General features: G+C 61.3%; 25 protein-coding genes. 14 read left to right on the forward strand and 11 right to left on the reverse strand.

Translation table 11 applies throughout. From position 1 onward, the window contains the following. Nucleotides 1-101: 101 nt before the first annotated feature. The 6 genes from CKW24_RS21225 to lpdA all read left to right on the forward strand — a co-directional run bounded on the left by CKW24_RS21225 (nucleotide 102) and on the right by lpdA (nucleotide 7,675). Nucleotides 102-1,343 carry an OprD family porin gene (locus tag CKW24_RS21225; protein WP_095170128.1) on the forward strand — a complete coding sequence of 414 codons (1,242 nt, stop codon included), beginning with the start codon at nucleotides 102-104 and terminating at the stop codon, nucleotides 1,341-1,343. A gap of 127 nt (nucleotides 1,344-1,470) precedes the next feature. Continuing rightward, nucleotides 1,471-2,313 (forward strand): SDR family NAD(P)-dependent oxidoreductase, encoded by an 843-nt coding sequence (locus CKW24_RS21230; RefSeq protein ID WP_095170129.1) that lies wholly within the window; start codon nucleotides 1,471-1,473, stop codon nucleotides 2,311-2,313. A gap of 62 nt (nucleotides 2,314-2,375) precedes the next feature. Next, nucleotides 2,376-4,568 carry a thiamine pyrophosphate-dependent enzyme gene (locus CKW24_RS21235; protein ID WP_095170130.1) on the forward strand — a complete coding sequence of 731 codons (2,193 nt, stop codon included), beginning with the start codon at nucleotides 2,376-2,378 and terminating at the stop codon, nucleotides 4,566-4,568. Then, complete coding sequence (locus CKW24_RS21240; RefSeq protein WP_095170131.1) at nucleotides 4,565-5,050, forward strand: VOC family protein; 486 nt, start codon at nucleotides 4,565-4,567, stop codon at nucleotides 5,048-5,050. The genes CKW24_RS21235 and CKW24_RS21240 overlap by 4 nt, the downstream gene beginning before the upstream one ends. Continuing rightward, nucleotides 5,050-6,273, forward strand: coding sequence for a pyruvate dehydrogenase complex dihydrolipoamide acetyltransferase (locus CKW24_RS21245; RefSeq protein WP_095170132.1), 1,224 nt, complete (start codon nucleotides 5,050-5,052; stop codon nucleotides 6,271-6,273). The genes CKW24_RS21240 and CKW24_RS21245 overlap by 1 nt, the downstream gene beginning before the upstream one ends. A 10-nt stretch (nucleotides 6,274-6,283) precedes the next feature. Beyond that, nucleotides 6,284-7,675 (forward strand): dihydrolipoyl dehydrogenase, encoded by a 1,392-nt coding sequence (lpdA, locus tag CKW24_RS21250; protein ID WP_095170133.1) that lies wholly within the window; start codon nucleotides 6,284-6,286, stop codon nucleotides 7,673-7,675. 6 nt (nucleotides 7,676-7,681) lie between these two features. Here the strand turns inward: lpdA and CKW24_RS21255 are convergent, their stop codons facing one another. Beyond that, nucleotides 7,682-8,791 (reverse strand): acyltransferase, encoded by a 1,110-nt coding sequence (locus CKW24_RS21255; RefSeq protein WP_095170134.1) that lies wholly within the window; start codon nucleotides 8,789-8,791, stop codon nucleotides 7,682-7,684. Nucleotides 8,792-9,097: 306 nt separating this feature from the next. Between CKW24_RS21255 and CKW24_RS21260 the strand changes: the two genes are divergently transcribed. Beyond that, nucleotides 9,098-9,988, forward strand: coding sequence for a methyltransferase domain-containing protein (locus CKW24_RS21260; RefSeq protein WP_095170135.1), 891 nt, complete (start codon nucleotides 9,098-9,100; stop codon nucleotides 9,986-9,988). 11 nt (nucleotides 9,989-9,999) lie between these two features. Here the strand turns inward: CKW24_RS21260 and CKW24_RS21265 are convergent, their stop codons facing one another. After that, entirely contained in the window at nucleotides 10,000-11,196 is a 1,197-nt protein-coding gene (locus CKW24_RS21265; protein ID WP_095170136.1) for an MFS transporter, read from the reverse strand. 155 nt (nucleotides 11,197-11,351) lie between these two features. Between CKW24_RS21265 and CKW24_RS21270 the strand changes: the two genes are divergently transcribed. Next, complete coding sequence (locus tag CKW24_RS21270; RefSeq protein WP_095170137.1) at nucleotides 11,352-12,278, forward strand: LysR family transcriptional regulator; 927 nt, start codon at nucleotides 11,352-11,354, stop codon at nucleotides 12,276-12,278. Between the two features lie 122 nt (nucleotides 12,279-12,400). Here CKW24_RS21270 and CKW24_RS21275 read toward each other — a convergent pair whose 3' ends face one another. After that, nucleotides 12,401-13,036: a TetR/AcrR family transcriptional regulator gene (locus tag CKW24_RS21275; protein WP_095170138.1), complete on the reverse strand. Its 636-nt coding sequence runs from the start codon at nucleotides 13,034-13,036 to the stop codon at nucleotides 12,401-12,403. Nucleotides 13,037-13,120: 84 nt separating this feature from the next. Here CKW24_RS21275 and CKW24_RS21280 point away from each other — a divergent pair, with 84 nt between their 5' ends. Beyond that, nucleotides 13,121-13,768 (forward strand): NAD(P)H-dependent oxidoreductase, encoded by a 648-nt coding sequence (locus tag CKW24_RS21280; RefSeq protein WP_095170139.1) that lies wholly within the window; start codon nucleotides 13,121-13,123, stop codon nucleotides 13,766-13,768. Here CKW24_RS21280 and CKW24_RS21285 read toward each other — a convergent pair. From CKW24_RS21285 to CKW24_RS21295, 3 genes are all read right to left on the reverse strand, one after another. Further along, complete coding sequence (locus tag CKW24_RS21285) at nucleotides 13,746-14,648, reverse strand: amino acid ABC transporter substrate-binding protein (RefSeq protein ID WP_095170140.1); 903 nt, start codon at nucleotides 14,646-14,648, stop codon at nucleotides 13,746-13,748. The genes CKW24_RS21280 and CKW24_RS21285 overlap by 23 nt on opposite strands. A 45-nt stretch (nucleotides 14,649-14,693) precedes the next feature. Then, nucleotides 14,694-16,040, reverse strand: coding sequence for a putrescine-ornithine antiporter (gene potE, locus CKW24_RS21290; RefSeq protein WP_095170141.1), 1,347 nt, complete (start codon nucleotides 16,038-16,040; stop codon nucleotides 14,694-14,696). A gap of 87 nt (nucleotides 16,041-16,127) precedes the next feature. Next, nucleotides 16,128-16,799 (reverse strand): bifunctional 2-polyprenyl-6-hydroxyphenol methylase/3-demethylubiquinol 3-O-methyltransferase UbiG, encoded by a 672-nt coding sequence (locus tag CKW24_RS21295; RefSeq protein WP_095170142.1) that lies wholly within the window; start codon nucleotides 16,797-16,799, stop codon nucleotides 16,128-16,130. A 153-nt stretch (nucleotides 16,800-16,952) separates the two neighbouring features. Here CKW24_RS21295 and CKW24_RS21300 point away from each other — a divergent pair, with 153 nt between their 5' ends. Beyond that, nucleotides 16,953-17,615, forward strand: a complete 663-nt coding sequence (locus tag CKW24_RS21300; protein WP_095170143.1) for a hypothetical protein — start codon at nucleotides 16,953-16,955, stop codon at nucleotides 17,613-17,615. Nucleotides 17,616-17,699: 84 nt separating this feature from the next. Continuing rightward, a complete protein-coding gene (locus CKW24_RS21305) occupies nucleotides 17,700-19,469 on the forward strand; it encodes a SulP family inorganic anion transporter (protein ID WP_095170144.1) in 1,770 nt (589 codons plus the stop codon). Between the two features lie 21 nt (nucleotides 19,470-19,490). Here the strand turns inward: CKW24_RS21305 and CKW24_RS21310 are convergent, their stop codons facing one another. Then, nucleotides 19,491-19,682 (reverse strand): hypothetical protein, encoded by a 192-nt coding sequence (locus tag CKW24_RS21310; RefSeq protein WP_095170145.1) that lies wholly within the window; start codon nucleotides 19,680-19,682, stop codon nucleotides 19,491-19,493. A gap of 213 nt (nucleotides 19,683-19,895) precedes the next feature. Here CKW24_RS21310 and CKW24_RS21315 point away from each other — a divergent pair, with 213 nt between their 5' ends. Further along, nucleotides 19,896-20,906 (forward strand): GlxA family transcriptional regulator, encoded by a 1,011-nt coding sequence (locus CKW24_RS21315; RefSeq protein ID WP_095170146.1) that lies wholly within the window; start codon nucleotides 19,896-19,898, stop codon nucleotides 20,904-20,906. A gap of 21 nt (nucleotides 20,907-20,927) precedes the next feature. On the opposite strand, the gene CKW24_RS21320 is transcribed toward CKW24_RS21315, so the two are convergent. Then, nucleotides 20,928-21,671 carry an outer membrane beta-barrel protein gene (locus CKW24_RS21320; protein WP_095170147.1) on the reverse strand — a complete coding sequence of 248 codons (744 nt, stop codon included), beginning with the start codon at nucleotides 21,669-21,671 and terminating at the stop codon, nucleotides 20,928-20,930. A gap of 264 nt (nucleotides 21,672-21,935) precedes the next feature. Further along, entirely contained in the window at nucleotides 21,936-22,823 is an 888-nt protein-coding gene (locus CKW24_RS21325) for a LysR family transcriptional regulator (protein WP_095170148.1), read from the reverse strand. 147 nt (nucleotides 22,824-22,970) lie between these two features. Here CKW24_RS21325 and CKW24_RS21330 point away from each other — a divergent pair, with 147 nt between their 5' ends. Then, nucleotides 22,971-23,744, forward strand: coding sequence for a glucose 1-dehydrogenase (locus CKW24_RS21330; protein ID WP_095170172.1), 774 nt, complete (start codon nucleotides 22,971-22,973; stop codon nucleotides 23,742-23,744). 42 nt (nucleotides 23,745-23,786) lie between these two features. Further along, nucleotides 23,787-25,085, forward strand: coding sequence for an MFS transporter (locus CKW24_RS21335; RefSeq protein ID WP_095170149.1), 1,299 nt, complete (start codon nucleotides 23,787-23,789; stop codon nucleotides 25,083-25,085). 239 nt (nucleotides 25,086-25,324) lie between these two features. Here CKW24_RS21335 and CKW24_RS21340 read toward each other — a convergent pair whose 3' ends face one another. Then, the gene (locus CKW24_RS21340) at nucleotides 25,325-26,386 is read right to left on the reverse strand and encodes a hypothetical protein (RefSeq protein WP_095170150.1); all 1,062 of its coding nucleotides are present in this window, start codon (nucleotides 26,384-26,386) and stop codon (nucleotides 25,325-25,327) included. Nucleotides 26,387-26,467: 81 nt separating this feature from the next. Next, nucleotides 26,468-26,848: a RidA family protein gene (locus CKW24_RS21345; protein WP_095170151.1), complete on the reverse strand. Its 381-nt coding sequence runs from the start codon at nucleotides 26,846-26,848 to the stop codon at nucleotides 26,468-26,470. Between the last annotated feature and the right edge of the window lie 18 nt (nucleotides 26,849-26,866).

Genomic DNA, 26,866 nt, shown 5'->3' on the forward strand with positions numbered 1-26,866 from the left:
CAACCGGCAGGTCCGACTGCCATTTTCACGCTGATCCCGTGGCGGCCCTTGTGCCTGCCAGGGATCGCTGCATCTGCAATCCACCAGGAATAACAATAACAATGAGCCTATCCAGACACTTCACTGTTCGACCGTTGCTATTGCTCAGTACTTTGCCGGGCTTGGCCTTGGCCCAGGAGCAAGGTTTCATCGAAGACGCTACGGCCACCGTGCAAATGCGCAACTTCTACTTCAACCGCGACTTCCGTGACAGCGGCGCTGCCAAGGCCAAGAGCGAGGAGTGGGCCCAGGGCTTCTTGCTCAACGCCAAGTCCGGCTACACCCAGGGCACGGTCGGTGTCGGTGCCGATCTGATCGGTCGCCTCGGCGTCAAGCTCGACAGTGGCGGCGGGCGCGGTGGCAGCCTGTTGCTGCCCGCCGACGGCAATGGTTCGGCCGATGACTTCTCCAGCCTGGGAGCGGCGGTAAAACTGAAGGTGTCGAAGACCGAACTGAAAGTCGGCGAACTGCTGCCGACTCTGCCGATCCTCCAGTACAACGATGCGCGCCTGCTGCCGCAGACCTTCCAGGGCGCCATGCTGACCTCCAGGGAAATCACCGGCCTGACCCTCAACACCGGGCAGATGCGTTCGTTCACCCAGCGCAACTCCAGTGACCGTGAAGACCTGTTCATCGATGGTCGCGCATTCGCCACCTCCGATCGCTACAACTACCTGGGCGGCGAATACCGTTTTAATCAGGAGCGGACGATGGTCGGCCTGTGGGGCGCGCAACTGGAGGACATTTACCGCCAGCGGTACATCCAGTTCACCCACAAACAACCGGTCGGTGCCTGGACGCTGGGCGCCAACATCGGCTTGCTGGATTCCGAGGAGGAAGGCCAGGCCAAGGCGGGGCAGATCGACAACCGTTCGTTCTACACGGCCCTGAGTGCCGGCGTCGGTGGGCATACGCTGATGGCCGCTTGGCAACGCATGTATGGCGAGGATGGCACCATCTGGTTGAGTCCTACTACCACCGTGCTGCCCAGCGATATCCAGGTGCGCAATTTTGCCGCCGCCGAGGAGAAAGCCTGGCAACTGCGCTACGACTACAACTTCGCGGCCCTGGGTGTGCCCGGCATGAGCGCTTTCGTGCGCTACGTCAATGGCGACAATGTGGCGGTGGCCGGGGGCAATGGTGGCAAGGAGTGGGAGCGCGATTTTGATCTGTCCTACGTGATCCAGAGCGGGCCCTTGAAGAACCTCGGGTTGCGCTGGAGGAATGCCATGGTGCGCTCCAATTTTGGTCCGTCAGTGGACGATAACCGGCTGATTGTCAGCTATAGCCTGGCGCTGTTCTGATCGCTGCGGCGAGGTAATTTTGAATAAATTCCTTTGACAGACCCAGGGCCGCACGTTAGTTTCTGGCTACTGGTCTGACAAGTTAATATAGATGTATGACCAGACAAAAAATACAAGTGAGAACCTCATGTCCCATCCAGATCACTCTCCCATAACTACCGAACAGCCACAGTCCGCTGCAGCCGTTTTCCAACACAGCGCCTACGCCGGTATTGCCGGCAAAGTCGTGGTAGTGACCGGTGGCGGTAGTGGTATCGGCCTGGCACTGGCCGAAGGTTTTGCCCGCAACGGCGCACATCTGCTGTTGATCGACATCAACGCCCAGGCCATGGCGGACGCCAAGAGCGCGTTGCAGCAAGGTTTCCCGGCGACACGGGTGGAATGTTTCCAGGCCTCGGTCACCGACGAAGTCGCGGTCGAGGCTGCCTTCGCTCACGCCAAGGGGTGTTTCGGGCGTATCGATGTGTTGCTCAACAACGCGGGCGTATCGATCAACAAACCGTCCCTGGAAATCACGTCCACCGAATGGCGGCGGGCGATCGAAATCAATTTCAACAGCGTGTTCTTCTGCGCCCAGGCGGCGGCCCGGCACATGATCGACCAACAGGGCGGGGTGATCATCAACACCTCGTCGATGTGGGGCGTGTCCCATTCCGCGGATCGCACCGCGTACTGCGCGACCAAGGCCGCCGTGGTGTCCATGACCAAGTGCCTGGCGGTGGAGTGGGCCCGGCATGGCATCCGCGTGAACGCCATTGGTCCTGGCTATACCCGCACTCCGCTGGTCGAAGAGCTGCAGCGTGCCGGGCGCCTGGACGTCGAGGCGCTGCGCCAGCGCACGCCTTTGCAACGCCTCGGCGAGCCGGGCGAGATGGCTGAGCTGGCGCTGTTCCTGGCGTCTGGCAGTGCAACCTTCATCACTGGGCAAATCTACGTGTCGGACGGCGGTTGGACCGCCAACGGCTTCTAGTCCGGCCTCGTTGTGCCGGCCCATCGTGGCCGGTCGATTGACGTTATTTGTGGAGAATTGAAATGCCGAAAAGTGTTGCCTTGTCACCGGCCTCGCCATGGGTCGAGCTCAGTTCCACCGACGCCGACTGGAAGCAGGCCGACCCTGCGTTGCTGGGCACCATGCTCAGTCAGTTGCACCTGATCCGTGCCTTTGAAGAAACCGTGCTGGAGTTGGCCGGTGAAGGCCTGGTGCATGGTCCGGCGCACTCGAGTATCGGTCAGGAAGGGGGGGCGGTAGGTTCGATCGTGGCGCTGGGCGCTGCGGATGAAGTCAACGGTTCGCACCGTGGTCATCATCAGTTCCTGGCCAAGGCGCTGGTGTACTTGATGCCCGAGGGGATCGATCCGCAAGCGCCGGTCAGCGCACCGATCCAGGACCTGCTGCAACGCACCCTGGCGGAAATCCTTGGCCTGGCCCAGGGCTTCTGCAAAGGCCGTGGCGGTTCGATGCACCTGCAGTGGGCCGAGGCGGGTGCCTTGGGTACCAACGCCATTGTCGGCGGCGGCGTACCGCTGGCCGCCGGTGCCGCCTGGGCCCATCGACATGCCAAGACCGACACCGTGGCGGTCACCTATTTCGGTGACGGCGCGGTCAATATCGGCTCGGTGCTGGAGACCATGAACCTGGCGGCGGCCTGGAAACTGCCGCTGTGTTTCTTTATCGAGAACAACCTGTACGCAGTCTCCACCACGGTTGACGAAGCGACGGCCGAACCGCGCCTGTCAGCACGTGGGCTGGGCTTCAATATCCCCAGCTGGAAGGTCGATGGCATGGACCCGCTGGCGGTTTACCTGGCCATGCAGCAGGCGCTGGCGCACATGCGTGCTGGCAATGGTCCGACGGTCATCGAGGCCGATGTGTACCGGTTCTTCCATCAAAATGGTCCGTTCCCCGGCAGCGCCTTCGGCTATCGCAGCAAGGAAGAAGAGCAGAGCTGGCGCGCCCGCGATCCGCTGGAGCGCCTGGCCCGGGAGATGAAAAAGCGCCAGTTGATTGACGATGCCGGCCTCGCCGACCTGCGCGAAACCATCAAGCTGGCAATGGCCCAGGCCGCTGCTGCACTGCTGGAGGCCGACCCTGCCGGGAAACCGGGCAAGCGGCGGATTCGTCCCGAATTATGGCCTTCTCCAGACTTTCGCGACGTCGGTATTCGCGGCGACCTCAGTGAGCTGGCCGACGCCCGCACCTGTGAGCAATCGAGCTACCGCGGCGGTCTTGAGCAACGCAAGTTCATCGACGCGATCGCCGATGTGATGAACCGACGCATGGAAACCGATGACAGCATTGTGGTCATGGGTGAGGACGTGCACCGTCTCAAGGGCGGTACCAACGGCGCCACCCGTGGCCTGAAAGAGCGTTTTGCGCAGCGCGTCCTCGGCACCCCGATCAGCGAGAACGCCTTCTGCGGGCTCGGTGGCGGCATGGCCCTGGACGGCCGATTCAAACCGGTAGTGGAGTTCATGTACCCCGACTTCATGTGGGTTGCCGCCGACCAGGTGTTCAATCAGATCGGCAAGGCCCGGCACATGTTCGGTGGACAGAGTGACGTGCCGCTGGTGCTGCGTACCAAGATCGCTATGGGCACCGGCTACGGCTCGCAGCACTCCATGGACCCGGCCGGGATCTACGTGACCAATCCGGGCTGGCGCATCGTTGCGGCTTCCACGCCGTTCGACTACATCGGCCTGATGAATGCCGCGTTGGCCTGCAAGGACCCAGTGCTGGTGATTGAGCACGTCGACCTGTACAGCCATAGCGGCGAAGTGCCGGTGGATGATCTGGACTATCAGATTCCATTCGGCACCGCTGCCGTGCGCCGTGAAGGCCGCGACCTGACCATCCTCACCTACCTGAGCATGGTCGGGCACTCCCTGGAAGCGGTGGAGCAGACCGGTATCGATGCCGAAGTGATTGACCTGCGTTTCCTCGATCGTGCCAGCTTCGACTGGGCCACCGTCGAGGCCAGTATTCGCAAGACCAACAATGTGCTGATCGTCGAGCAGGGCGCCCGGGGCACTTCCTATGGTGGTTGGCTGGCAGACGAACTGCAGCGCCGTTGTTTCGACTGGCTCGACCAGCCGATCCAGCGCGTGACCGGCGGCGAAGGCTCGCCGAGTATTTCCAAAGTCCTGGAGCGCGCCGCTTGTGCCCGCACCGAGGAAGTGATTGAAGGCCTGCAACAGGTCATCCGTGAAAAAGGGGCACACCAATGAGTATGCAGATGCTGGTTCCAATGGAAGTGGGGATTTGCTGCGTCGATCTCCCGGCCCTCAGTCGTTTCTACCAGGACGTGCTGGGTTTTACATTTGTCGCCCAGGTGCAAGTGCCGGCGGCCGCCGCGCAACAGGTCGGCCTGAGCGAAGGCGGCTACAGCGTGGTGCGGCTACAGACTCCCTACGGCGAACGGATCAAGCTGCTGGCGCCGGAGCGCGCACCGACCCGGCAGGAGCCCGGCTTGATCCTCGACCGCCAGAATGCCAGTTACCTGACGTTCATTGTCGAAGACATCGCCAGCCTGGTGGCCGGCCTGAAAAGTGCCGGCGCGAGTTTTTTTGCCGGCGACGCGCCGATCCAGTTGCGTCCTGACGTCAAGGCGCTGTTCTGCCGCGACCCGGAAGGCAACGTGCTGGAGCTGGTGGAATACGCAGACATCGCCGCCTACCGTCCCGACCTGTCAAGCCTGCGGAGTGTCTGATGGCCAAGCTCTTACATATGCCCGAGGTGTCGGCCAACACGACTCACGCCGCGATCCAGAACTGGACCCTCAAGGAAGGCGACGCGATTAACGCCGGTGATTGCATCGCCGAGATCGAAACCGAAAAGGCCCTGGTCGAACTGGCGGCCGAAGAAGATGCGGTGCTGGGCAAGATCCTGGTCGAACCGGGGCGCGAAGTGGCAGTAGGTGCGCCGATCGGGGTGCTGTTTGCCCGCGGCGAAACCGATGTCGATATCGCTGCGCTGTTGGCCAAGGCCGGTGCGCTGGCGGCGGCCAATGAGCCGGTGGTGGAGGAGGCGCCTGTGCGCCAGGTCCGCGCTGAGGTGTCGCCGCTGATTGATGCGCCCACCCCCGGGCGAGTCTTCGCCAGCCCTCTGGCTCGCCGCCTCGCAGCGGCCAAGGGCCTTGACCTGACGCGCCTCGAGGGCAGCGGACCGAACGGGCGTATCGTCAAGCGCGACGTTGAAGCGGCGACCGTTGTCGCTGCAGCGCCGATACCTGCGCCAACGCCGGTATCGACCAGCGATTTCGATGAAATCCCCCACAGCAGCATGCGCAAGACTATTGCCCGCCGTCTGGTGGAGAGCAAGGCCACGGTCCCGCACTTCTATCTTGAGCTGGAATGCCGGATGGAGTCCTTGCTGGCCTTGCGTGAGCAAATCAACCAGAGCGCCCCGAGGAAGATTTCGATCAACGACTTCATCGTCAAGGCGGTGGCTGTCGCGCTCAAGCAAGTCCCGGCGATGAACGTGACCTGGACCGATTCGGCGCTGCGCCGCTACCACCATGCGGATGTCTGCGTGGCGGTATCCACCGACAGCGGCCTGATCACGCCGGTGGTGCGTAATGCCGACAGCAAGGCCCTTTCGCAGATCAGCGCGGATGTCGCGCAGTTGGCTGGGCGCGCCCGCGACGGACGCCTGCGCCCCGAAGAATACCAGGGCGGCAGTTTCACCATCAGTAACCTGGGGATGTTCGGCGTCGAGCAGTTCAGCGCCATCATCAATCCACCCCAGGCGGCAATTCTGGCGGTGGGTGCGGCGCAGCAAAAGCCGGTGGTTGAAAACGGTGAGCTGAAGGTCGGTGCGGTCCTGCGCTGCACCCTTTCGGTAGACCATCGCGCCGTCGATGGCGCGTTGGCGGCGCAGTGGCTCGCCGTGTTCAAGGGCCTGCTGGAAAACCCGCTGGGTATGCTGATCTGAGGGAGTTGCCATGAGCGAAATGAAATTTGATCTGATCGTCGTGGGTGGCGGCCCAGGCGGCTACGTGGCGGCCATCCGCGCCAGCCAGCTCGGCCTGCGCACGGCGTTGGTAGAAAAGGCGCAACTGGGTGGGGTTTGCCTGAACTGGGGCTGTATTCCAACCAAGGCCCTGTTGCGCAGCGCCGACGTGCTGCGCCTGATCGGTCGCGCGGGCAGTTTTGGTATTGAGGTCGGGCCGGCCAGGCCGGACCTGCAGGCCATCGTCAAGCGCTCGCGCGATGTGGCTGCCCAGTTGCATCGCGGCGTCAGCGGGTTGATGAAAAAACACCGCGTCCAGGTGTTCAATGGGCATGCACGGCTGGAGGGTCCGCAGCGGCTGAAAGTGAGCGGGGAACAGGGCGATCTGAACCTGACTGCGCCGCACATTATCCTGGCAACCGGTGCCCGCGCCCGGGTGCTGCCGGGCATGGAGCCGGACGGCAAGCATTTCTGGACCTACCGCCAGGCACTGGTGCCGGACAGCGTACCCAAGCGATTGGTGATCGTTGGTGGCGGTGCGATCGGCATCGAGTTCGCCAGCTTCTATCACGCACTTGGCGCTCAGGTCAGCGTGGTGGAAATGGCTGATCGAATCCTGCCGATCGAGGACCAGGACATCAGCGCCTATGTGGCACAGTCCCTCACGCGCGACGGAATCCGCCTGTACACCGGCTGTGCGCTGCAAGGCAGCCAGGTGGAGGAGGGCGTGGTGCAGTTGCGCCTGGAAGGCAACAGCAACGAGAGGCTACAGGCCGATGTGGTGCTGGTGGCCGCGGGCATTGTCGGTAATGTCGAGGACCTCGGGTTAGAGGGCACCGCAGTCAAGGTGCAGCACACCCATGTGCTGGTGGATGAGTTCTGCCGCACGGGCGAGCCCGGAGTCTACGCCATTGGTGATCTGGCGGGGGCTCCATGGCTGGCGCACAAGGCCAGCCACGAAGCCGTTATCTGTGTCGAAAAGATCGCCGGCCTCAACCCCCATCCATTGGATCCGCGCAGCGTGCCAGCCTGCACCTACAGCCACCCGCAAGTCGCCAGCGTTGGCTACACCGAAGCCCAGGCGCGCAGTGCCGGTAAGACGCTCAAGGTCGGCAAATTTCCCTTCGCCGCCAACGGCAAGGCGATCGCCATGGGCGCCACCGAGGGTTTCGTCAAGGTGGTGTTCGACGCGCACAGCGGCGAGTTGCTGGGCGCGCACATGGTCGGCGAGGAGGTTACCGAGATGATCCAGGGCTATACCATTGCGCGGGGCCTGGAGACGACCGAGGCCGAACTGATCGACAGCATCCTGCCGCACCCGACGATGTCTGAAGCCATGCATGAAGCGGTGCTGGCAGCCTATGAGCGGGCGCTGCATGGCTGAGTGTCGCTAGGCTGTGGCTAAGTTCGATTTTGTTCTCGTTAAGTGTTTTCCGACTCGCATCATCGGCCGTTCAATGTATGAATGCGTGACGTGTGAAAAGACAACCGTTAACACGGTCGATGCGGCGATGGCTAAAACCACTGTGCTGGTTGAACTCATGCTGAGCGTATTGATTATGGCGAGGGTTAAAAATACAAAAATCATGTGATTTACGTAGATCGAATAGGAGATTTTTCCAAGGTAGGAGGCTGCTGTGCTGTTGAGAACGGCTGATAAGACTCCTTGCATGCTGTTCTTTTCAGGAGGCAGCGCGCAGTAAGATGAGGCAGCCCAGATTAACAGCGCAGCTGTATATTCCTGCATGAAGGGCAGTGCCAGCAGCGGTGGAAGCACTGATAGGATCTTTGATTTTTCGCTGTATTTGCTCAGGTAGGCTGTCGCAATCCCCACGGCAAAAAGCGATAGATATTGTCCGATGTATCCGCCACCCATGCTGCTGTTGAGTGAAATCATCAACATGATCAGTGCACAAAGCGCTGGCAGTTTGAGCAATCTTTTGGGTGCTCCCATGAGCAAATAGACGGCGGGAGCCAACACGTAAAATTGCCACTCTACCGATACGCTCCATGCTTGCCCCACCAAGGTGTACGCCGAGTTAGCCAGGAGACTGTCGGGAATCAGCCCCTGGATAAGTAATAGGTGGGCCGCTAAATGTTCACTCAAGTTACTTGTTGCACTATCAATCAGTGCGATTCTGGCGGCGGTCATTGGCGCAACGGGGGAGGTTAACAACACTTCGCGAGCAAAGGGCAGCATAAACACGGATATTGCCAGTGCTAGCAAGTACGCGGGAAACAGTCGAAAAGCTCTGTGTATGAGAAATGTTCGATAGCTGGGTTGTTCCCTGTCTAGCAGGCTGAATATGACAAACCCGCTTAATATGATGAACACTTGTACCGGTACTGTGTTCCAGAGACTGGCACTGGGTAGAGCGTGGCTTTCTGAAAGCCCGGACATCATATGCCCAACCACAACCCACAGCGCTAGGATCCCTCGAAGGCCTTCGAACTCTGAAACGAAGCCTCTGTTTCGCGTCTCGTTGATTTTTGTGCTCATCTAACAAGTCCACGCTTGATGTTTTCATTGGCTCGGTGCATAGCCGCCGAGTCTAACCGATGCCCGGCCCTGTGGGCGAACGGTCGTCCGTGCGCGTCATCAGTGCCGAGGGTATCAAGCCTGCAGACAGGCGATTTCAGCGATGCATGGGGATCACGTTGAGGGATCGCCGAATCAGGTCTATGCTTTTTTCTGGTTAAAAAGCACGTACAGACAGGTTGCGACGGGAAGGCTTCTGGATCCACGGTTAGACGGGAGCCCATTTGCATGCAGATCCGCGCTATGCGCTAGGAGCCACTCACGTCTATGAAACCCACGCTCGCAACGAAAGTACGCTCGGTCGGAACTGATTTTGACTCTCCATTTGTCATTGAAAATACCCTCGATGAGGTCGCGCAACGTGTCGCCGCGCAAGGCCAGAGTCTGGGGGTTGGGGACGGAGGGTTACATTTCGATAGTCGTCGTTTTGCGGTAACTGTCGAGTACATGAAGACCTATGGATTACATCAAGGGTATTGCCTTGAAATCGGTAGTCTTGAATACCTTAGCTCTCGTGTGATCTGGTCTTTTTTTCCAGAAGCCACTGTACGAGGCACTTCCCATGACCTGCGCAAAGATCCAATCCCCTATGCCGATAATTCTATTGATCATGTGATCTGCACAGAAGTTATCGAACATATTTCAGATATAAATTACGAGCAGGCAACCACCTTGGATGGCGTATTTTTTTTCCTTGGTGAAGTGCATCGAGTACTGAGAGTGGGTGGCAGGGCGCTGATTTCTACTCCCAACGCCAGCAGTTTGTGGGCGCTCCAACAAGCGCTGGTGAAAAATGCCCCGCTGATGTATGACTGGCATTTCCGCGAATTTACCCTCAGCGAGATGCAGCAAATCGTAGAGCATGCAGGTTTTAAAATAGTTGCTCACAATACTGAATTCGTCTGGCATCTCTGGGATTTCACCCCACTCGAAAATTTTCTCGCTAGCTCAGGTTATGATCTTTCCGGGCGCGGCGATGACCAGTTCATTGTCATTGAAAAAGTCTCGGCTCCAGTCAAAAAGCCCCATCACTTGATGCTCCCTACCAAGGAACAGTGGAAAGAGCGCGGTGTGCGCCTGTTAAGAAATAATCTAAAACGCACATTTTATAACTTTAAGCTTTGGCTGAAAGTCAAGGTGAAGACATTGCTTCGATAGCGGATTGCTGGTCAGGTTTTTCTACCTGTCACCAGGCCAGAAGCCCCGAGAAAGTAAAACACCCCACCGGCAACCACAAACACCCCAAGCATGTAGAAGATAAAGTGCGCAGGCTGGCTCGCCAGGACCATACCGCACAGCACCGGCCCCAGTGCCGCGCCGAGGTTGCTGAGGTTTTGTGCGCCGTAGTACAAACCGCGCAGAGGGGCTGGGGCAATGTGGTCGATGAACATGTATTCGGCGGGGAACACGATGATTTCGCCGAGGGTGAAAATGGCCATGGACAACACCCAGAGCATGACGCTGGTCGAGAGGGCAAACCCGCCCAACCCCAGCAGGAACATGCTCAAGCCCGCCGCCAGCCAGAGGTTCAACTGGCGCTGGGAGATCCTCCGGCCGATCAGGTATTGCAGGCTGATCACCATGACGGCATTGGTCGTGACCAGGGCGCTGATGACCTGATAAGCGAACTCGGGCGTGGTCGTGACCACCAGGTACTGCGAGAGGTAGGCCGTGAACTGACCAAAGACCACGGCACTGAGCAGCCCGCCCAGGGTGAAGCAGACCAGTCGCCGGTCCTTGAGCAGCAGTTTGCCCGTCGCCAGAAATGCGCCGGGCGCACGGGTCGTATCAAGCACCTGCAGCGCTCTGTCGCCCCACCGCCAATAGACCCCGAAGAAGCCTGCGCCGAGCCCCGCGGACAGCAGGAAAGGCAAGCTGATATCCAGCCGGGCCATCCCGGCGCCCAGCAATGGGCCGACGGCGTAACCGATATTGCTCAGGGTGTACTTGATCGAAAACACCCGGCTGCGCTCGCCTGGTGCGAGCAGGCGGCCGAACCCGGATTTGACCGCGATATCGATTACCGCAAATGCCAGGTTGATCACCACCAGGCAGAGGTAGAACAGCCACAGGTTGCGCGCCAGGAACGTGCCGAGAAAACCCAGGGCAAACACCGCGCTGCAAACCAGGATCAGTCGGTGGCTGCACACTCTGTCCACCAGGAAGCCGCCGTAGAGGCTCAACAACGACCCGACGATCAGGCTGCTGCCAATCACCAGTCCGACATCCGCCACACTCAAGCCGAAGTTGGCGCTCAAGTAGATCACTAGATAGGGCAGGGTGACTGCCCGCGCCAGGGTCAAGACCAGGGAGGCACTGAGCAGTAGTTGTACTGTGCGTGGATAATATTTCAGGGTGGCAAGCATCCGTTCCTCATCGTTCAACGGGGTGGATTCAGCAGCGTTGTCAGGCGCGGGGCATTGATAGATGCGCTGGAATCCAGCTTACTGGGGAATGCTGTTCGGATTGGTGATGGTTTTTCCACTGCTACCGGAATCTGATTCATTAATGTGGGACGTGTATGTTTTCTTCAGAACGCTTGAAGGGCATTGATGTGTTTGTCTGTGTCGCGGACGCTGGCAGTTTCCGGGTTGCCGCCGAGCGGATGCACCTGACGGCCTCGGCCATCAGCAAAAGCATCGCTCGCCTGGAGGCGCGGCTGGGGTCTCGGCTGTTCCAGCGCACGACGCGGCGCCTGGCATTGACCGATGCGGGGATGACGTTCTATCGCACCTGTACCGCGGTACTGGCCGATCTGGAAGCGGCAGAGCTGGCGCTGCATAGCGAAACCACTGAGCTTCAGGGGCGGGTTCGACTGGATCTTCCCGGTGCCTTCGGCCGGGCCCAGGCACTGCCACTGATACTGCAGTTTGCCCAGGAGCATCCGCGGCTGCTGCCGCATATTTCCTTTTCCGACCGTTACAGCGACCCGATTGCCGAAGGTGTCGACATTGTGGTGCGCATTGGGGGGGCGGACATCTGGCCCGATACCCTGGGGCATCACTACCTGGGCAATGAGTGGCATGTCTTCTGTGCATCACCCGCGTACTTGAGCCAGCATGGCACGCCCGTGTCCGAGGACGATCTGCAGCATCACCAGTGCATCGCCTACGGCTGGGTCGATGGCAACGTCAGCCCGTGGAGCTTTGCCGGCACCCGCGCCGGGGAAACCGAGCGCCGGCAGGTGCCTGCCACGCTGGTGGTGGGGGATGGCGAAGGATTGTTGGTCGCGGTACTGGCGGGGGGCGGAATCGCGCAACTACCGACATGGTTGATCCAGCAGCACCTGGAAGCGGGGACCCTGGTCGAAGTGCTCCCTCGGTTGGCAACCGACGGCCAGGCGATCAACCTGGTCTGGCAAAAAAGGCGGCAGGCACTTCCCCGCATCAGTGCCTTGCTGGAGGTCCTCGCCACAGGCCTGAAGCCGTCCAGTGGCAACGGCGTGTGAGGCGGCATGGCTGGGAACACCCCGTAGCAGCTGCCAAACGCTGCGTTCGAGGACACAGTCCTCGCCTGGGGAGAGCACAATAAATTGCCGCAGGCGAGCTAACGCTCGGCCTGTTGCAACGTTTACTCAAGGCCTGCCGAGCTGCCACTGCGTTCGACCATCGCAACAACGGTTGCAAACAGTTCGTCTTGCGCCTCGGTAGGGGTGATTTCAGCCGTCGTGGCGGCGTGGGAGAGCGCCTCGGCGGCGCCGAGCATCGCTCGCAGGCCGGCGGCTGCAATCTGCCCACCCTTGGCGAAAGGGGCGAGGACGCTGCGGCATTTTTCGATGAAGATCGCCTGGTACTCAGCCTTGATTTTTTCCAGCTCCGGCGAGCTCGCCAGCGCTGCGATCACCCCTGGTATCTCGTTGCCCTGTAGCAAGACGCACTCGACATAGGAGCTGGCGATTACACTCGCCCGACTGGCCAGGGTCGGTTCGCTAGCCTCGAGCGCCGCGTCCATCAGTGACGTCTGGCGTCCGTCGAAATCCTGATAGAGCGCCGCCAGCAGCCCCGGCCGGGTGATGAAATGGTCATAGACCACGGGTTTGGTGACTCCGGCTGCTTCGGCCAGGCGTCCCAGGGTCAAGGCCTCGGTGCCTTCCTCCCGGACCAGTTGCCAGGCGACATCCAATAACTGACGCAGACGGTCTTCGCGAGACAGGCGGCGCCGCGCTGGGGCGGTGGGATCTGACTGAGGCGGTTGGCGACTTGACATGCTTATATACCAAACGTAACTTAGCGGCGTTAACTTACTAAAAGTATATAGCTCTCGTCCTCACCCGTCAGCAGGAGTTTTGCCATGCATGCACTCATCGTGGTCGCTCATCATGATCCCCGCTCGCTGAGCCAGAGTATCGCGGCGCAGATCGCCCAGGGCCTGGCCGATACTGGCAACACATTGGAAGTCGCTGACCTGTGGGCGGAAGGTTTCGACCCCAGGTTTGGCGCTGCCGATTTTGCCGTGCATCACCGCCAAGCCCCGGCGCCTGCCGAGGTGGCGGCCGAGCAGGCACGGATCGACCGCGCCGATGCCCTGGTGCTGGTGTATCCGGTGTTCTGGTGGTCGATGCCGGCGCTGCTCAAGGGCTGGATCGATCGAGTGTTCAGCAATGGCTGGGCGTTCGATTTCACCGCCGATGCGCCACTGCTGAAAAAACTCCAGCACCTGCAGGTGCACCTGATTGGGGTCGGTGGCGCGGACCGCGGCACCTACGAACGGCACGGCTATGGGCTGGCGATGAAGACCCAGATAGATCACGGGATCTTCGATTACTGCGGGGCCCAGGTCATGACGTCTGAGTTACTGCTGGAGTCGGAAACCCAAGACCCGCGAGCGCATCTGCAACTGGCGCGGCAGTTGGGGCGCAGTCTGTCCAGTGCAACGATCGCCGATCGCGCAGTGCGGGCTCCCGGCCCGGTCGCGCTCAAGGAATCGCATAGACCTTGAACAGCTTTTTCGCCGTCTCGCCGACACCGCCCAGGTGCTTGGCGTAGGCCTGTTCGATCTCGCCCGAGCGATACATCTCACTCAAGGCGGTGTCGACCAGCAGGCGCCAATCTTCATCCTCGCGCGCCAGCGCCATGGCCGTCGGCGAGTACTCGAACACTCGATCCAGCAGGACCAGGTTGGCGGCGGGTTGATTAGCGAGCAGGTTGCTCAGCAGCATGCGTTCGGCGAAGAAAGCATCGGCCTGGCCTTCGGCGACCAGCTTGAGGCCCGCCGCGGTGTCCGGCACGGTGACCAGGCTGGACACCACGCCCAGCAATTGCATTTGCTGGCGGATCCAGGCTTCGGTGATGCCGCCGGCGGTAGTGGCGTAGGTCTGGTTGGACAGCCCATGATTGACGGTCGCGCGCCAGGTCGGTCCGGTCCGAGCGACCTTGCCCTCCAGCACATTGAGCAGCGATTCGGATGCATCCTGGCGCACCACGGCCGACAGGCCGGCGGTATAGATCGGGATCGAGTAGCTCACCCGCTGGCGCCGCGCCAGGGTCGGTGGCGTCGGCGTACAGAGGATATCGACCTTGCCTGAGCTGACGGCCAGCATCTCGTCGTCGTTGGCCACCGGTTGGTAGCGCACCTGCAACGTTGGTAATCCCAGCTCGTTCTTGAGCTTGTCGGCGACTTTCAGGCACAGGTCGATGGCATAGCCGTTGGCGTTGTCGCCAGTCTGGACGCTAAAGGGGGCGAAATTCGCCAGGTAACCGAGGGTCAAGGTATGGCTCGCCCGCACGCGCTCCAGGGTACTGGCGCTGGCGATCATCGGCGCAATTGCCAGCAGGCAGGTAAAGAGCAGGTGGGTGGTTCTGGTGCGTTGTTGATTCATCGTCTGGCCCCGCAGTCGGCTGTCTGTGCGATCGGCAAATCAGTGCTAGGGATTACCGGTCCCGGTCCCGCTCGGGGCGGGTGCCTGGATGTCGACAAACCGCTTGGAGAGGAAACCGTAGAGCAAGTAACCGAATGCCAGGACAATCAGGCCGCCGAACACCGCATCCTTGCCGCAGGCATACAGGGCGTACAACGAGTAAGCCACGGCGATCAGCAACAGCAGGGTGTTGCGGGTGTAGATCGCCGTGCTGACGCGGGCTTTGTACATCATCACCATCAGCCCGGTGGCAGCTGTCACGTAGGGAATCAGGTTGGTCACCGCCGCCAGGCTCACCAGTTTGGCGAACTGGGCGCTGGCATTGGGCGAAATGGTCGACAGCGCCATCAAGGTCTGCAACACGCCGCACACCAGCATGCCGATGATGGGGGCATCCTGCGCACTGACCTTGCTGAAGAATTTCGGGAACATCCCTTGGTCAGCGGTCATCTTTGCGGTTTGCGCCAGGGTGAACTGCCAGCCCAGCAGTGAACCGACACACGCCATCACGGCCAGCGCCATGACGATGTTACCCACCATGGGGTTGAACATATGGGCATAGACGAGCGCGAAGGGCGCGGTCGAGTTGGCCAGTTCAGCGTTGGGGATCATGCCTTGGATCACCGTCGTCGACAGCACATAGACCACGGCCGCACCGAGGGTGCCGAACAGGCAGGCCAGAGGTACGTTGCGCTTGGGGTTCTCCACCGCATCGCTGGCCTGGGCCGCCGACTCCATGCCAAGAAACGCCCACAGGGTCAGGGGAATGGCCTTGCTGATGGCTTCGGAGATCGGCAGCTCATTGGGGTTCCAGGCGGCAATCAGCACCTCGGGCTTGAACCAGAACCAGCCGATGATACTCAAGCCGGCCACTGGGACAATCACCCCCCAGACGGTCAGCGCCCCGATCTTGCCGGTGATTCGCGGGCCACCGAAGTTGGCCACGGTGGTCAACCAGAGCAGGCCGACTGTACCGACGAACAGAGGAATGGCGCCACTGCCCAGCCAGGGCACGAACGCGGTCATGTAGCCCACCGCAGAGATGGCGACGGCCACATTGGCGATGCCCAGCGAGAGAAAGTACAGGTACGAACAGAGAAAGAAGCCCGATTTGGCGTGGGCCTCCTCGGTGTAGGCGGACAACCCGCCAGAACGCATGCAATAGATGCCGCACTGGGAAAAACAATAGGCGATGGCCATGGAACCGATGGCCGTGACGATCCAGGACAGCAACGAGACGGCCCCCAGTTGGGCCATGCTCGTCGGCAGCAGGATGATGCCCGACCCCATCATATTCACCGTCACCAGCGTGGTGAGCCCGGTGAGGCTCATTTTTTTGCTTGAGTCGGCCATCAACCACTCCTCGATCCACATTGCCCCCGGCAGGTGAAATCAGCGTAGCAGCGAGATTGGAAAAGCTATTGAGTACCTGCGGGTCTTTTAGTCCTGGCGCTGGGCAATCAACAGCAGCGACTGCGGCACCGGGCTCTGTGGGTGCTGCGGTTCCTGCAGGGCGCTCAGGCGCAAACCAGCCATGTCCAGGGCGTTGAGCCAACTGGACAAGGTGCGCATGTACCACGGCATCGGTTGCCAGTCGCCCTTGAACCCGGCGAAGGTTTCTTCGCGCCAGCCGTCCTGATATTCGCCCGCCGCCGCTGTCCAGGGGTGCAGGGTCTGGATCAGCAGGGCGCCGCCCGGAGCGAGCAGGGCGTGCAGGGCGGCGAGCAGGGGGATGATGTCCTGGTGCAGCAGGGCGAAGTTGGCGCAGATCAGCGGGTACTGGTTCCCGATGTCGACCCGGGACTCGACCAGCGCCTCGTAGCTGGCCAGGTGTACGGGCGCCGAGCCTGCTGCCCGCGCGGCCTCCACCAGGGTTGGCGCGCCATCCACGCCGACCGCCTCGATCCCGCGTTTGCTCAGCTCACGCAACAGCCAGCCCTCGCCGCAACCGAGGTCGAGCACGCGTTCGGGCTGGCGCCCCAGCACCGCCAGCAGGATCGCCTGGTCGGTGACCTGCCGACGGCTTTCAATGCTGCCGCTGCGCACCGCCTCGATCCAGGATGAGGCGTTGTGGTGCCAGCTTTGCAGCAGGGCGGATTCGGCAGTGGGCATCTCGACCTCCAGGCCTTTGACAGGCAGCGCGAACAATTTTTCACACTACACTGAATCTGGATCGGGCCCCAGAGGCTGGCGTTATCCATGTTCTGGCCTAGGTATTTTGCACAACGCGCAGCAGATCGAATTAACAGTGATGAGGATCAGTGCATGGCCAACACCGACCACGCAAAGTGCGCCCGGGTCCTGGACCCCGTCGAACGAGTCACCGAAGTTATCTTCGGCCTGCTCATGGCAATGACCTTCACCGGCACTATCAGCGTCGCTACCGGCGGCCAGGAGGAAGAGCGCACGATGATGATCGCCGCGTTGGGATGCAACCTGGCCTGGGGCCTGGCCGATGCGGTGATGTATCTGCTGCGTAGCCTGATCGAACACAGCCGCAAGCGCTCCTTGCTCGACAGCCTGCGTGGCGGGGCGGACCCGGCTGCCGGGCGAGCGTTGATCGCGCAGGCATTGCCTGGGCGCCTGGTGGCCGCGGCCGGTACTGAGGAGCTGGAGGCGTTGCGCCAACGCTTGCTCCAGCACGCGACGACGGCGGTGCAGCCGCGCCTGGGCTGGGATGACTTCAAGGGGGCTGCCGGGGTTTTCCTGCTGGTGGTGTTGTCGACATTTCCCCTCGTGGTGCCGTTCCTGCTGCTCGACCAGACGGCGCTGGCGGTACGTCTGTCTAACCTGATCGGGCTGCTGGTGCTGTTCATTGCCGGTTGGGTACTGGCCAAGTATGCCGGTGGCAAACCCTGGCAAGGCGCCCTGACCACAGCCACCACCGGTGCTGCGCTGATTGCCGCGATCATCGCCCTCGGCGGCTGAGCGCCGCGCTGCGTACCTGGGTGATAGCCAGTCCTGTTGCACGTTGATTTTTCCATTCGCTCTACAGTAGAAGGCCACCACCCCATGAGCCAGACGGATCCCTTGCCTCCCGCCCCGGAACCGGGACGCATCGCCCATCGCCAGTCCAGCGACAGCCAGCCGGGCTGGGCCCGCTGGCTCCCCGGCCTGCAAACGCTGCGGCAGTACCAGATCGCCTGGTTGCGTCACGACATTGTCGCCGGGCTGGTGCTGACCACCATGCTGGTTCCCGTGGGCATTGCCTATGCGGTGGCGTCGGGCGTCCCCGGTATCTATGGGCTCTACGCGACCATCGTTCCACTGCTGGCCTATGCCTTGTTCGGCCCCAGCCGGATCCTGGTGCTGGGGCCGGACTCTTCCCTGGCAGCGGTGATCCTCGCCGTGGTCCTGCCCCTGTCCGGTGGCGATCCGCAACGGGCCATCGCCCTGGCAGGAATGATGGCGCTCGTCTCCGGAACCGTGTGCATCCTGGCGGGTATAGCGCGCCTGGGATTCATCACCGAACTGCTGTCCAAACCGATTCGTTATGGCTACATGAACGGGATCGCCGTGACCGTACTGATCAGCCAGTTGCCCAAGCTGTTCGGGTTTTCCATCGACTCCGATGGCCCGCTGCGTAACCTGTGGTCGATCGCCACCGGGGTGCTGGACGGCAGGAGCAACTGGACCACCTTTGCCGTGGGCGCTGCCACCCTGGCAGTGATCCTGCTGCTCAAGGGCAGCAAACGTGTGCCAGGCATCCTCATCGCCGTAGCCGGCGCGACAATCGCCGTGGGGGTGCTGGACCTTGGCACGCGGGCCGGGGTGGCGGTGCTGGGCTCGCTGCCGCAAGGGTTGCCGGCATTTGCGCTGCCGTGGATCACCCGTGCCGATATTGTCCCGGTGCTGATCGGCGGTTGTGCCGTGGCCCTGGTGTCGTTCGCCGACACCAGCGTGTTGTCACGGGTCTATGCGGCGCGGACCCGCACTTATGTCGACCCGAACCAGGAAATGGCGGGGTTGGGTTTTGCCAATCTGGCCGCCGGGTTTTTCCAGGGTTTTCCCATCAGCAGCAGCTCTTCGCGCACCCCGGTAGCCGAAGCCGCCGGGGCCAAGACCCAACTCACCGGGGTGGTCGGTGCGCTGGCGGTGGCTGGGTTGTTGATGGTCGCGCCGAACCTGTTGCAGGACCTGCCCAGCAGTGCCCTGGCCGCCGTGGTAATTGCCTCCGCCATCGGTCTGATCGAGGTCAGTGACCTGCGCCGGATTTATCGTATCCAGCGCTGGGAGTTCTGGTTGTCGATCGTCTGCACCATCGGTGTCGCCGTATTGGGTGCGATCGAGGGCATCGGCCTGGCCATCGTGATCGCCATCATCGAGTTCCTGTGGGATGCCTGGCGCCCTTATTCCGCGGTGCTCGGGCAAGCGGCCGGGGTCAAGGGTTACCACGACCTGCAGCGTTACCCCAACGCGAGCCTGATCCCGGGGCTGGTGCTGTTTCGCTGGGATGCGCCGTTGTTTTTTGCCAATGGCGAGCTGTTCAACGACCGCGTGCTGCAAGCCGTAACAGCCTCGCCAACGCCGGTGCGCTGGCTGGTGGTTGCGGCGGAGCCAGTGACCAGTGTCGACGTGACGTCCGCCGACATGCTGGCCGAACTGTACGACACCCTGCATGCGGCAGGAATCAGATTGTGCGTGGCTGAGATGAAGGACCCGGTCAAGGACAAGCTCAAGCGCTTCGGACTGTTCGACCGGCTTGGTGAAGCGGCGTTCTTTGCAACCATCGACGACGCCGTCGACAGCTACCTGGCGCTCGCGGGGCAAGATCAGCGCTGAACACTTGGCTGCCGTTAATGGCTACATGCGGTGCATGCGCGGCTGGATCTGTTGGCGGGGCACAATCGCCGAGCCGGATCGATTGTTGCCCCCGTCCAGGGTGGCCGGGTTCTGTGGGGTGGCGGGGTCGGTACTGCTCTGGTCGTGGCAGGACGCGCCGCTGAGACAGATCGCGGCAGCGAGCAGGACAATCGGGCTCAAGGACTTGAACATGCTTATCTCCGACGCTTGGCGGCCAGGCAAGAGGAGCCGGCACCCCGTACCTTGAGCGTAGTCGATTGCATCGCCGGCCAGGTCCGGGTCGACCAAGTGCCGAGACCGCCCCGTGACAGCACTAGGGCTTTGCCCGCATCTACAGTTACCATTGGCTTTTTCTCAACGCAGCAGACACCTGCCTGGTGCAGCTATTCGAGTGGATCGAACGTGATGGAGCGACGGCAATTCAGCGGTGGCATGAAGGGCAAGAATCTTCGGTACCTGAAGGAAACCCCCAACGCCATGCCGGCAACGGTTCGTACCGGGTTTGTGCTGCTCGAGCATTTCTCCTTGCCGGCATTCACCCAGGCGCTGGATACCCTGATCACCGCCAACCTGCTGCGCCCTGGGTTGTTCACCACCCGCACGTTCGGCCTGGGTGAGTCTGAGGTGATCAGTGACTTGGGGCTGGTCATTCGCCCGGATGCGCGTCTTGATGCGGGTGCGCTCAACGACCTCGACCTGCTGGTGATTTGTGGCGGTTACCGCACCGAACTCAAGGTCAGCGATGAGTTCATCGGCTTGCTCAAGACCGCAGCCGAACGGGGCACCCACCTCGCCGGACTGTGGAATGGTGCCTGGTTCCTGGGCAGGGCGGGCTTGCTGGACGGCTATCGTTGCGCGATTCACCCCGAACACCGTCCCGCGCTCACGGAAATCGCCCGGGCCACCCACGTCAGCAGTGAGCCCTACGTGATCGATCGTGACCGGCTCACCGCGTCCAGCCCTTCGGGGGCCTTCCACATGGCGCTGGACTGGATCAAGGGCCTGCACGACAAAGCCCTGGTCGAGGGCGTCGAGGACATCCTGGCGTTCGAGGAGTCGCGCTACCGACGCATCAAGCCAACGGAAAACGTCTGCCTCAGCGCGCCCTTGCGCGAAGTGGTGAAGCTCATGGATGCCAACCTCGAAGAGCCGCTGGAACTCGAGCAACTGGCGGTCTATGCCGGGCGTTCGCGGCGCCAGCTCGAGCGCTTGTTCAAGGAACAATTGGGCACCACGCCGCAACGTTATTACCTGGAACTGCGCATAACCGAAGCCCGTCGCTTGCTGCAGCACACCGAACTGTCCCAGGTGGACGTCCTGGTAGCGTGCGGGTTTGTCTCGCCGAGCCATTTCAGCAAGTGCTATAGCGCATACTTCGGCTATCGGCCGTCCAAGGAGACGCGCCTGGTCAAGTAAGGCGAACGTCGTGAGCGGCAGTTAAAACACGATGCCCAGTTTTGCCCCGTATTCATTCCTGATCTGCTTGTCGTAATGAGTGAAGTCAAACTGACCCTCAGGGTCATAGTTGAAACGGTTGTAGTACAGGCTGGCGATAATCGGCAAGCTGCCTTGCTGGTTGAACAGCAGGCTTAATTCAACATAGGGGTCGGTACTGTCCTGCAAGTCCAGGGTCTGATTGGAAACGCCCTGGATATCCAGTTGCGCTTCGCCCTGAAGGGATCTTCGCGCGCCGGCTTCAAGGCGCAGGACAGCAGTATCGAACTGATGGTTATAGCCAATCGCAACTTTGGCGAAGGGGCTGCGATTGGTCAGTTCAATATCGTATTTGTTATAGCCCGGATCAAATCGATTCCATTTGTAGCCAGCGCCAACCAGCAGGTCGAGAAAGTTGTTGGCATCCAGCGCCAGGCGCCAACCCAGATCCAGGTCGGCCTGCAGGTCTTTGACTCGCTGCCCCTGTTTTTCCGAGTACTGGCCACTGATTTCGGCCTGAAACACCAGGCCGGCATGGCCGGTCAGCTTGTTGCCGTAGTTGAGGAACACTCCGCCTTCGGGCATGCGCTCGATGTCGTTGCTTTGCCCTTTGAACTCCAGTTCGCTGTAACTCCCGAGCAAGCCCACTGCAAAAACTGGCTCGGTACTTACGGCCGCAGTGGAGTTGGGCGCAGCAGTTGCCGCGATAACTGCGCAGGCAACAGCAAGCATATTTATTGTTTTCATAAGAACTCCAGCAGCGCGCCGCAGGTCCGTTATGGATTGCTCTTATGACGAATGTAGTTGTTTTGTTGGTGGTCATTTGTGGCACGGAAGCGACTGGCGACGAATGGTTGGTTATATATGGATCCAAGTTGTCGAAGTATGCGTATTTGTTGGGTTTTGTGTTTTTAATTATTTTTCAGGGTGTTCGATTATGCGGATTGTAGTTGCGGATGATTTTCGTTAGTTGGACTTTTAATTGGCGTCAAAATTTAAAATTGGATGTTTTCAAGTAACGTTTTTGAACACTTTGTTTATCAGGTCGAATACGTTGCTTTTTACCGCGCTGTTCAAGTCGACCCAGGCCAGTCCAGTGGTGGCGCGGTAGTCGCCCAATTCCAGAGGACGGGACAGCACATTCGCCGGCAGTGCGCGTCCGGCATTGGCGGGCAACAGGCCGACGCCGAGTCCGGCGGAAACCAGGGCCAGCATGGTGGTGAACTCGCCCAGTTCGGCACTGATCTGCAGCTGGATGCCGTGGCTGGCCAGCGCTTGCATCAGGCCATCGTAAAAGCCGGGGGCGTAGCGTCTGGCGAGGATGTACACCGGCACCCCGGCAAGAGATGCCGGCGCCAGGCTGGCGCGTGTGGCCAGGGGATGGTCGCTGGGGAAGGCCAGCATCACGGTCTCGCGCAGCACTTCGAGGGTCTGGATCCCGGGAATCACCGCCGGCAAGCGCATCAGGCCAAAGTCCAGCTGGCCGCTTTTCAGGGCCGTGGCTTGCTCAGGTCCAGACATGTCCTTGAGTTCCAGTTCGATCCGCGGGAATTGCTCATGCAGCGAGCGCACCAGGGTGGGCAACAGCTGCGGCAGTACCGAGGAGACGAAACCCAGGCGCACCCGGCCGATTTCCCCGCGCCCCGACGCCTTCGCCACATCCACGGCGTGAGCCGCCTGATGCAGGGTCGCCAGCGCTTCCGGGAGGAACATCGCGCCGACCTCGGTCAGCGCCACCGAGTGGCGATTGCGCTCGAACAGGCGCACCCCGAGTTCATCCTCGAGCAACTTGATCTGCATGCTCAAGGCTGGCTGCACGATGGACAGCCGTTGCGCGGCGCGGCCGAAATGCAGCTCCTGGGCCAGGGTCACGAATGAGCGCAGTAGCTTGATTTCCATGCAGGGACTCCGGGAAGGCGGGCGCCAATGAGGTTGATCATAGAATTTGATCACCAGATCAGCAATCACCATTGGACGCTGTGGGTGGGCTGCGGTGAACTGCTGCCAAGGCCGTTCGACAACAAAGGGCCATTGACGGAGAACAGTATGGGATTCACCAGCGACAGCTTTCGACTGGACGGGCGCAGGGCGCTGATCACCGGTTCAGGCAAGGGCATTGGCCTGGAATTGGCCCGGGGTCTGGGTGCTGCGGGCGCCAGGGTGGTGATCAATGATCGCAATGCTGACAAGGCACGCTTGGTTGCCAGCCAACTGCGAGAGGAAGGGATCGAGGCCGAATTTGCCGTGTTCGACGTCACCGATCGGGTCCAGCTCCTGGAGGCGATCAACCACCTCGAAGCGAACAGCGGGGCCATCGATATCCTGGTCAACAACGCCGGGATCCAGCGCCGTGCACCGCTGGAGGATTTCGACCCCAACGACTGGCACGAGCTGATGCGGGTCAACCTGGACGGGGTGTTCCATGTCTCCCAGGCCGTCGCCCGGCACATGATTGCCCGCGGTCGCGGCAAGATCATCAACATCTGCTCGGTGCAGAGCGAGCTGGCGCGGCCGACCATTGCGCCCTACGCCGCCTCCAAGGGCGCGGTAAAAATGCTCACCAAGGGCATGTGCGCCGAGTGGGCGCGCCACGGCATCCAGGCCAATGGCCTGGCCCCTGGTTACTTCGCTACCGAGATGAACCGCGCGCTGGTGGACAACCAGGAGTTCTCCCAGTGGCTGTGCAAACGCACGCCGGCCGGACGTTGGGGGCGGGTCGAGGAGTTGTGTGGCGCGGCGGTTTTCCTTGCTTCACCGGCTTCTGACTTCATCAATGGCCAGACGCTGTTCGTCGATGGTGGCTTGACCAGCGTGGTCTGAACCGAACACCCGTCGTTATAAAAACAACAACAGGGGACACCCATGAGTGCACTCAAAGAGTCGTTACTGCCGCTGACCGATAACAGCGTTCAGCAGACCAAGGTCCAGGGCTTTGCCAGCAAACGCTGGTGGTACCTGATTCCGCTGATATTCATCACCTATAGCCTGGCCTACCTGGACCGCGCCAATTATGGCTTTGCCAGTGCAGCCGGGATCGAGCAGGACCTGGGTATCACCAAGAGCACCTCGTCGTTGATCGGTGCCTTGTTCTTTCTCGGCTACTTTTTCTTCCAGGTGCCGGGGGCGATCTACGCGCAGAAATACAGCGTGCGCAAACTGGTGTTCTGGAGCCTGATCCTGTGGGGCTTCTGTGCCATGGCCACGGGGCTGGTGACCAACATACCGATGCTGATGATCATCCGGGTCTCGCTGGGCATCGTCGAAGCGGCGGTGATGCCGGCGATGCTGATTTTCATCAGCAACTGGTTCACCCGCAAGGAGCGCTCGCGGGCCAATACCTTCCTGGTGCTGGGCAATCCGGTGACGGTGCTGTGGATGTCGGTGGTCTCGGGCTACCTGATCCACGCCTGGGGCTGGCGCGAAATGTTCGTCATCGAAGGCGCGCCTGCCGTGCTGTGGGCGTTTGTCTGGTGGCGCCTGGCGCGGGACAAGCCCGAGCAGGTCGACTGGCTCAGCCGTCAGGAAAAAGACCAGTTGGCCGCAACCCTGGCCGAAGAACAGAAAGGCATGCCAGTGGTACGGAACTACCGCCAGGCCTTCACCAGCCCGATCGTGATTCAGCTGTGCTGCGTCCACGCGCTGTGGAGCATCGGGGTCTATGGCTTCATCATGTGGCTGCCGACCATCATCAAGCAGGCGGCTGCGGCGGACATCGTCACGGTTGGCTGGTTGAGTGCGGTGCCCTATGTCGCGGCGGTCGGCACCATGCTGGCGGTGTCCTGGGCCTCGGATAAATCCCAGCAGCGCAAGCATTTCGTCTGGCCGCTGCTGGCCCTGGGGGCACTGGCTTTCTTCTGCTCCTACCTGCTGGGCTCCAGTCATTTCTGGTGGTCGTTTGCCTTGCTGACCCTTGCCGGTGCCGCGCTGTATGCCCCATACGGTCCGTTCTTCGCGCTGATCCCGGAGATCCTGCCGGCCAACGTGTTCGGCGGGGCCATCGGCCTGATCAATGCGTGCGGCGCCCTGGGGGCCTTTATCGGCTCATGGATCGTCGGCTACCTGATCGGCCTGACCGGCAACCCCGGCGCGGCCTACATCTTCATGACGGCCGGGGTGCTGTCGTCGGCCCTGTTGATGGCCTGGGTGAAGGTCAAGCGCTAGGGCCGCGTTGTGGGAGCCTGCCGGCGATGGTCGTTAACGATATCGCATGCATTCAGGGTGCACGCGGTGCTCTTCAGGCCATCGCAGGCCAACACCAACCTCGGATACGCCGCAAACCCTGTGGGAGCCGGCTTGCCGGCGATGGTCGTTAACGATATCGCATGCATTCAGGGTGCACGCGGTGTTCTCCAGGCCATCGCGAGCAGGCCGCAAGCGGGCACCCGCTCCTACAAAAGGCCTTACACCGCGGCCGCTGCGAGGCGGTCTCGGCGTAGCCAGCCGATCAGGACGGCGGCGATCAGCAGGAAGCCCAGGTAGCCGAACAGCGGATACACCTGGCCCACCAGGCTGATGAAACCCACCAGGCTGCCCACGAAGGCCAGGGCGCCGGCCGCGGCCGAGCCGATGCGGAACTTGCGAGTGCCGGCAGGCAGCAGGCGGGCCGAGAAGGAGTAGAGCGTGCCGACGGCGGTGTTGAGGATCATGCAAAAAATGATCAACGCCATCAGCAGCCCGAGCGCCGGGGAGATCTCGGTGGCGATCGACAGCATCGGCATCGGCAGGTCCGCCACGCTGTCCAGACGCGACAGCAGGCCCAGGCTCATCACCAGCATTAGCAGACCCAGCGCCGCACCACCAAGGATGCCGCCCCAGACCGCCTGCTTTTCGGTTTTCGCCGCGCCGCCCATGATCGCCAGGATCGGCACCCCCGCCACAATGTTGTACGACACATAGAGCAATGCCCCCAGCAACCAATGGCTGGCACCGGCCTGTTGCTGGCTGGCCAACTGATCGAGCTGGGCGAATTCCAGGTCGCGGCTGGCCACGCCATACAGTGCCACTGCCACTGCGGTGAGAATCAGAAAGGGCGTCGCAGCACCGATCATGCCGATCACCTTGTGCACGTCCAGGCACACCACCGCGACCACGATCAGGGTCACCAGGACACTGCCGAGCACCGCCGGAATGCCGAACTGCTGCTCCAGCAACGCCCCCCCGCCTGCCAGCATGACCACGGTCACGGCGAACATGAAGAAGGTGATCATCAGGTCGACAAAGGTCCCCAGGTAGCGGCCGCACAAGGCGTACACCACGTCTTTGTGGGAGGTCGCCTGCAAACGACTGCCCATGCCGGCCAGCGCCATGCCGAGGAAGGTGAACAGCGCGGCGCTGACCACCGCGCCGAGCAGGCCCCAGACGCCGAAGTCGACGAACATCAACAACAGCTCCCGGCCCGAGGCAAACCCCGCGCCGACGATGACACCGACAAATGCACCGGCGATTTTCAGACTTTCTTTCATGACCAATTCCCTCGATCTATTGTTGTTATGGGCTTCGTTGAGCCTCTACGGGGTATTGCACTGCTGCTTGGCCGGGGTGGTTCAGGCGGTTGCGCCGAGCCAGGCCTGGACTTCGATTTCCACGTCGACGCCGAGCGCCAGGCCGGCGCTGACGGTGGAGCGCACCGGGAAGCCGTTGCTGAAGTGACGCTGGTACTCCTGGTTGAAACCGGCGAAATGCTGCATGTCCGACAGCCAGACCGTGGCCTTGACCACCTGGTCGAAGCCCACGCCGCATTCGGCCAGGGTTTCGCCGATGCGGGTCATCACGGCGGCGGTTTGCGTGGCGATATCGCCGCGCACCACTTGACCTTCGGCGGTCATCGGGATCTGCCCGGAAAGGAACAGTAAATCGCCAACCCGGATCGCCTTGGAGAAGGGGTAGGGCAGGGTGCTGGGGTAGCGCTGGAGAGTGTTGGACATGGCACGGAACCTCGATTG

This window comes from Pseudomonas sp. Irchel 3H3 (genome assembly GCF_900187635.1).
In the GTDB taxonomy this organism is placed as follows: Bacteria; Pseudomonadota; Gammaproteobacteria; order Pseudomonadales; family Pseudomonadaceae; genus Aquipseudomonas.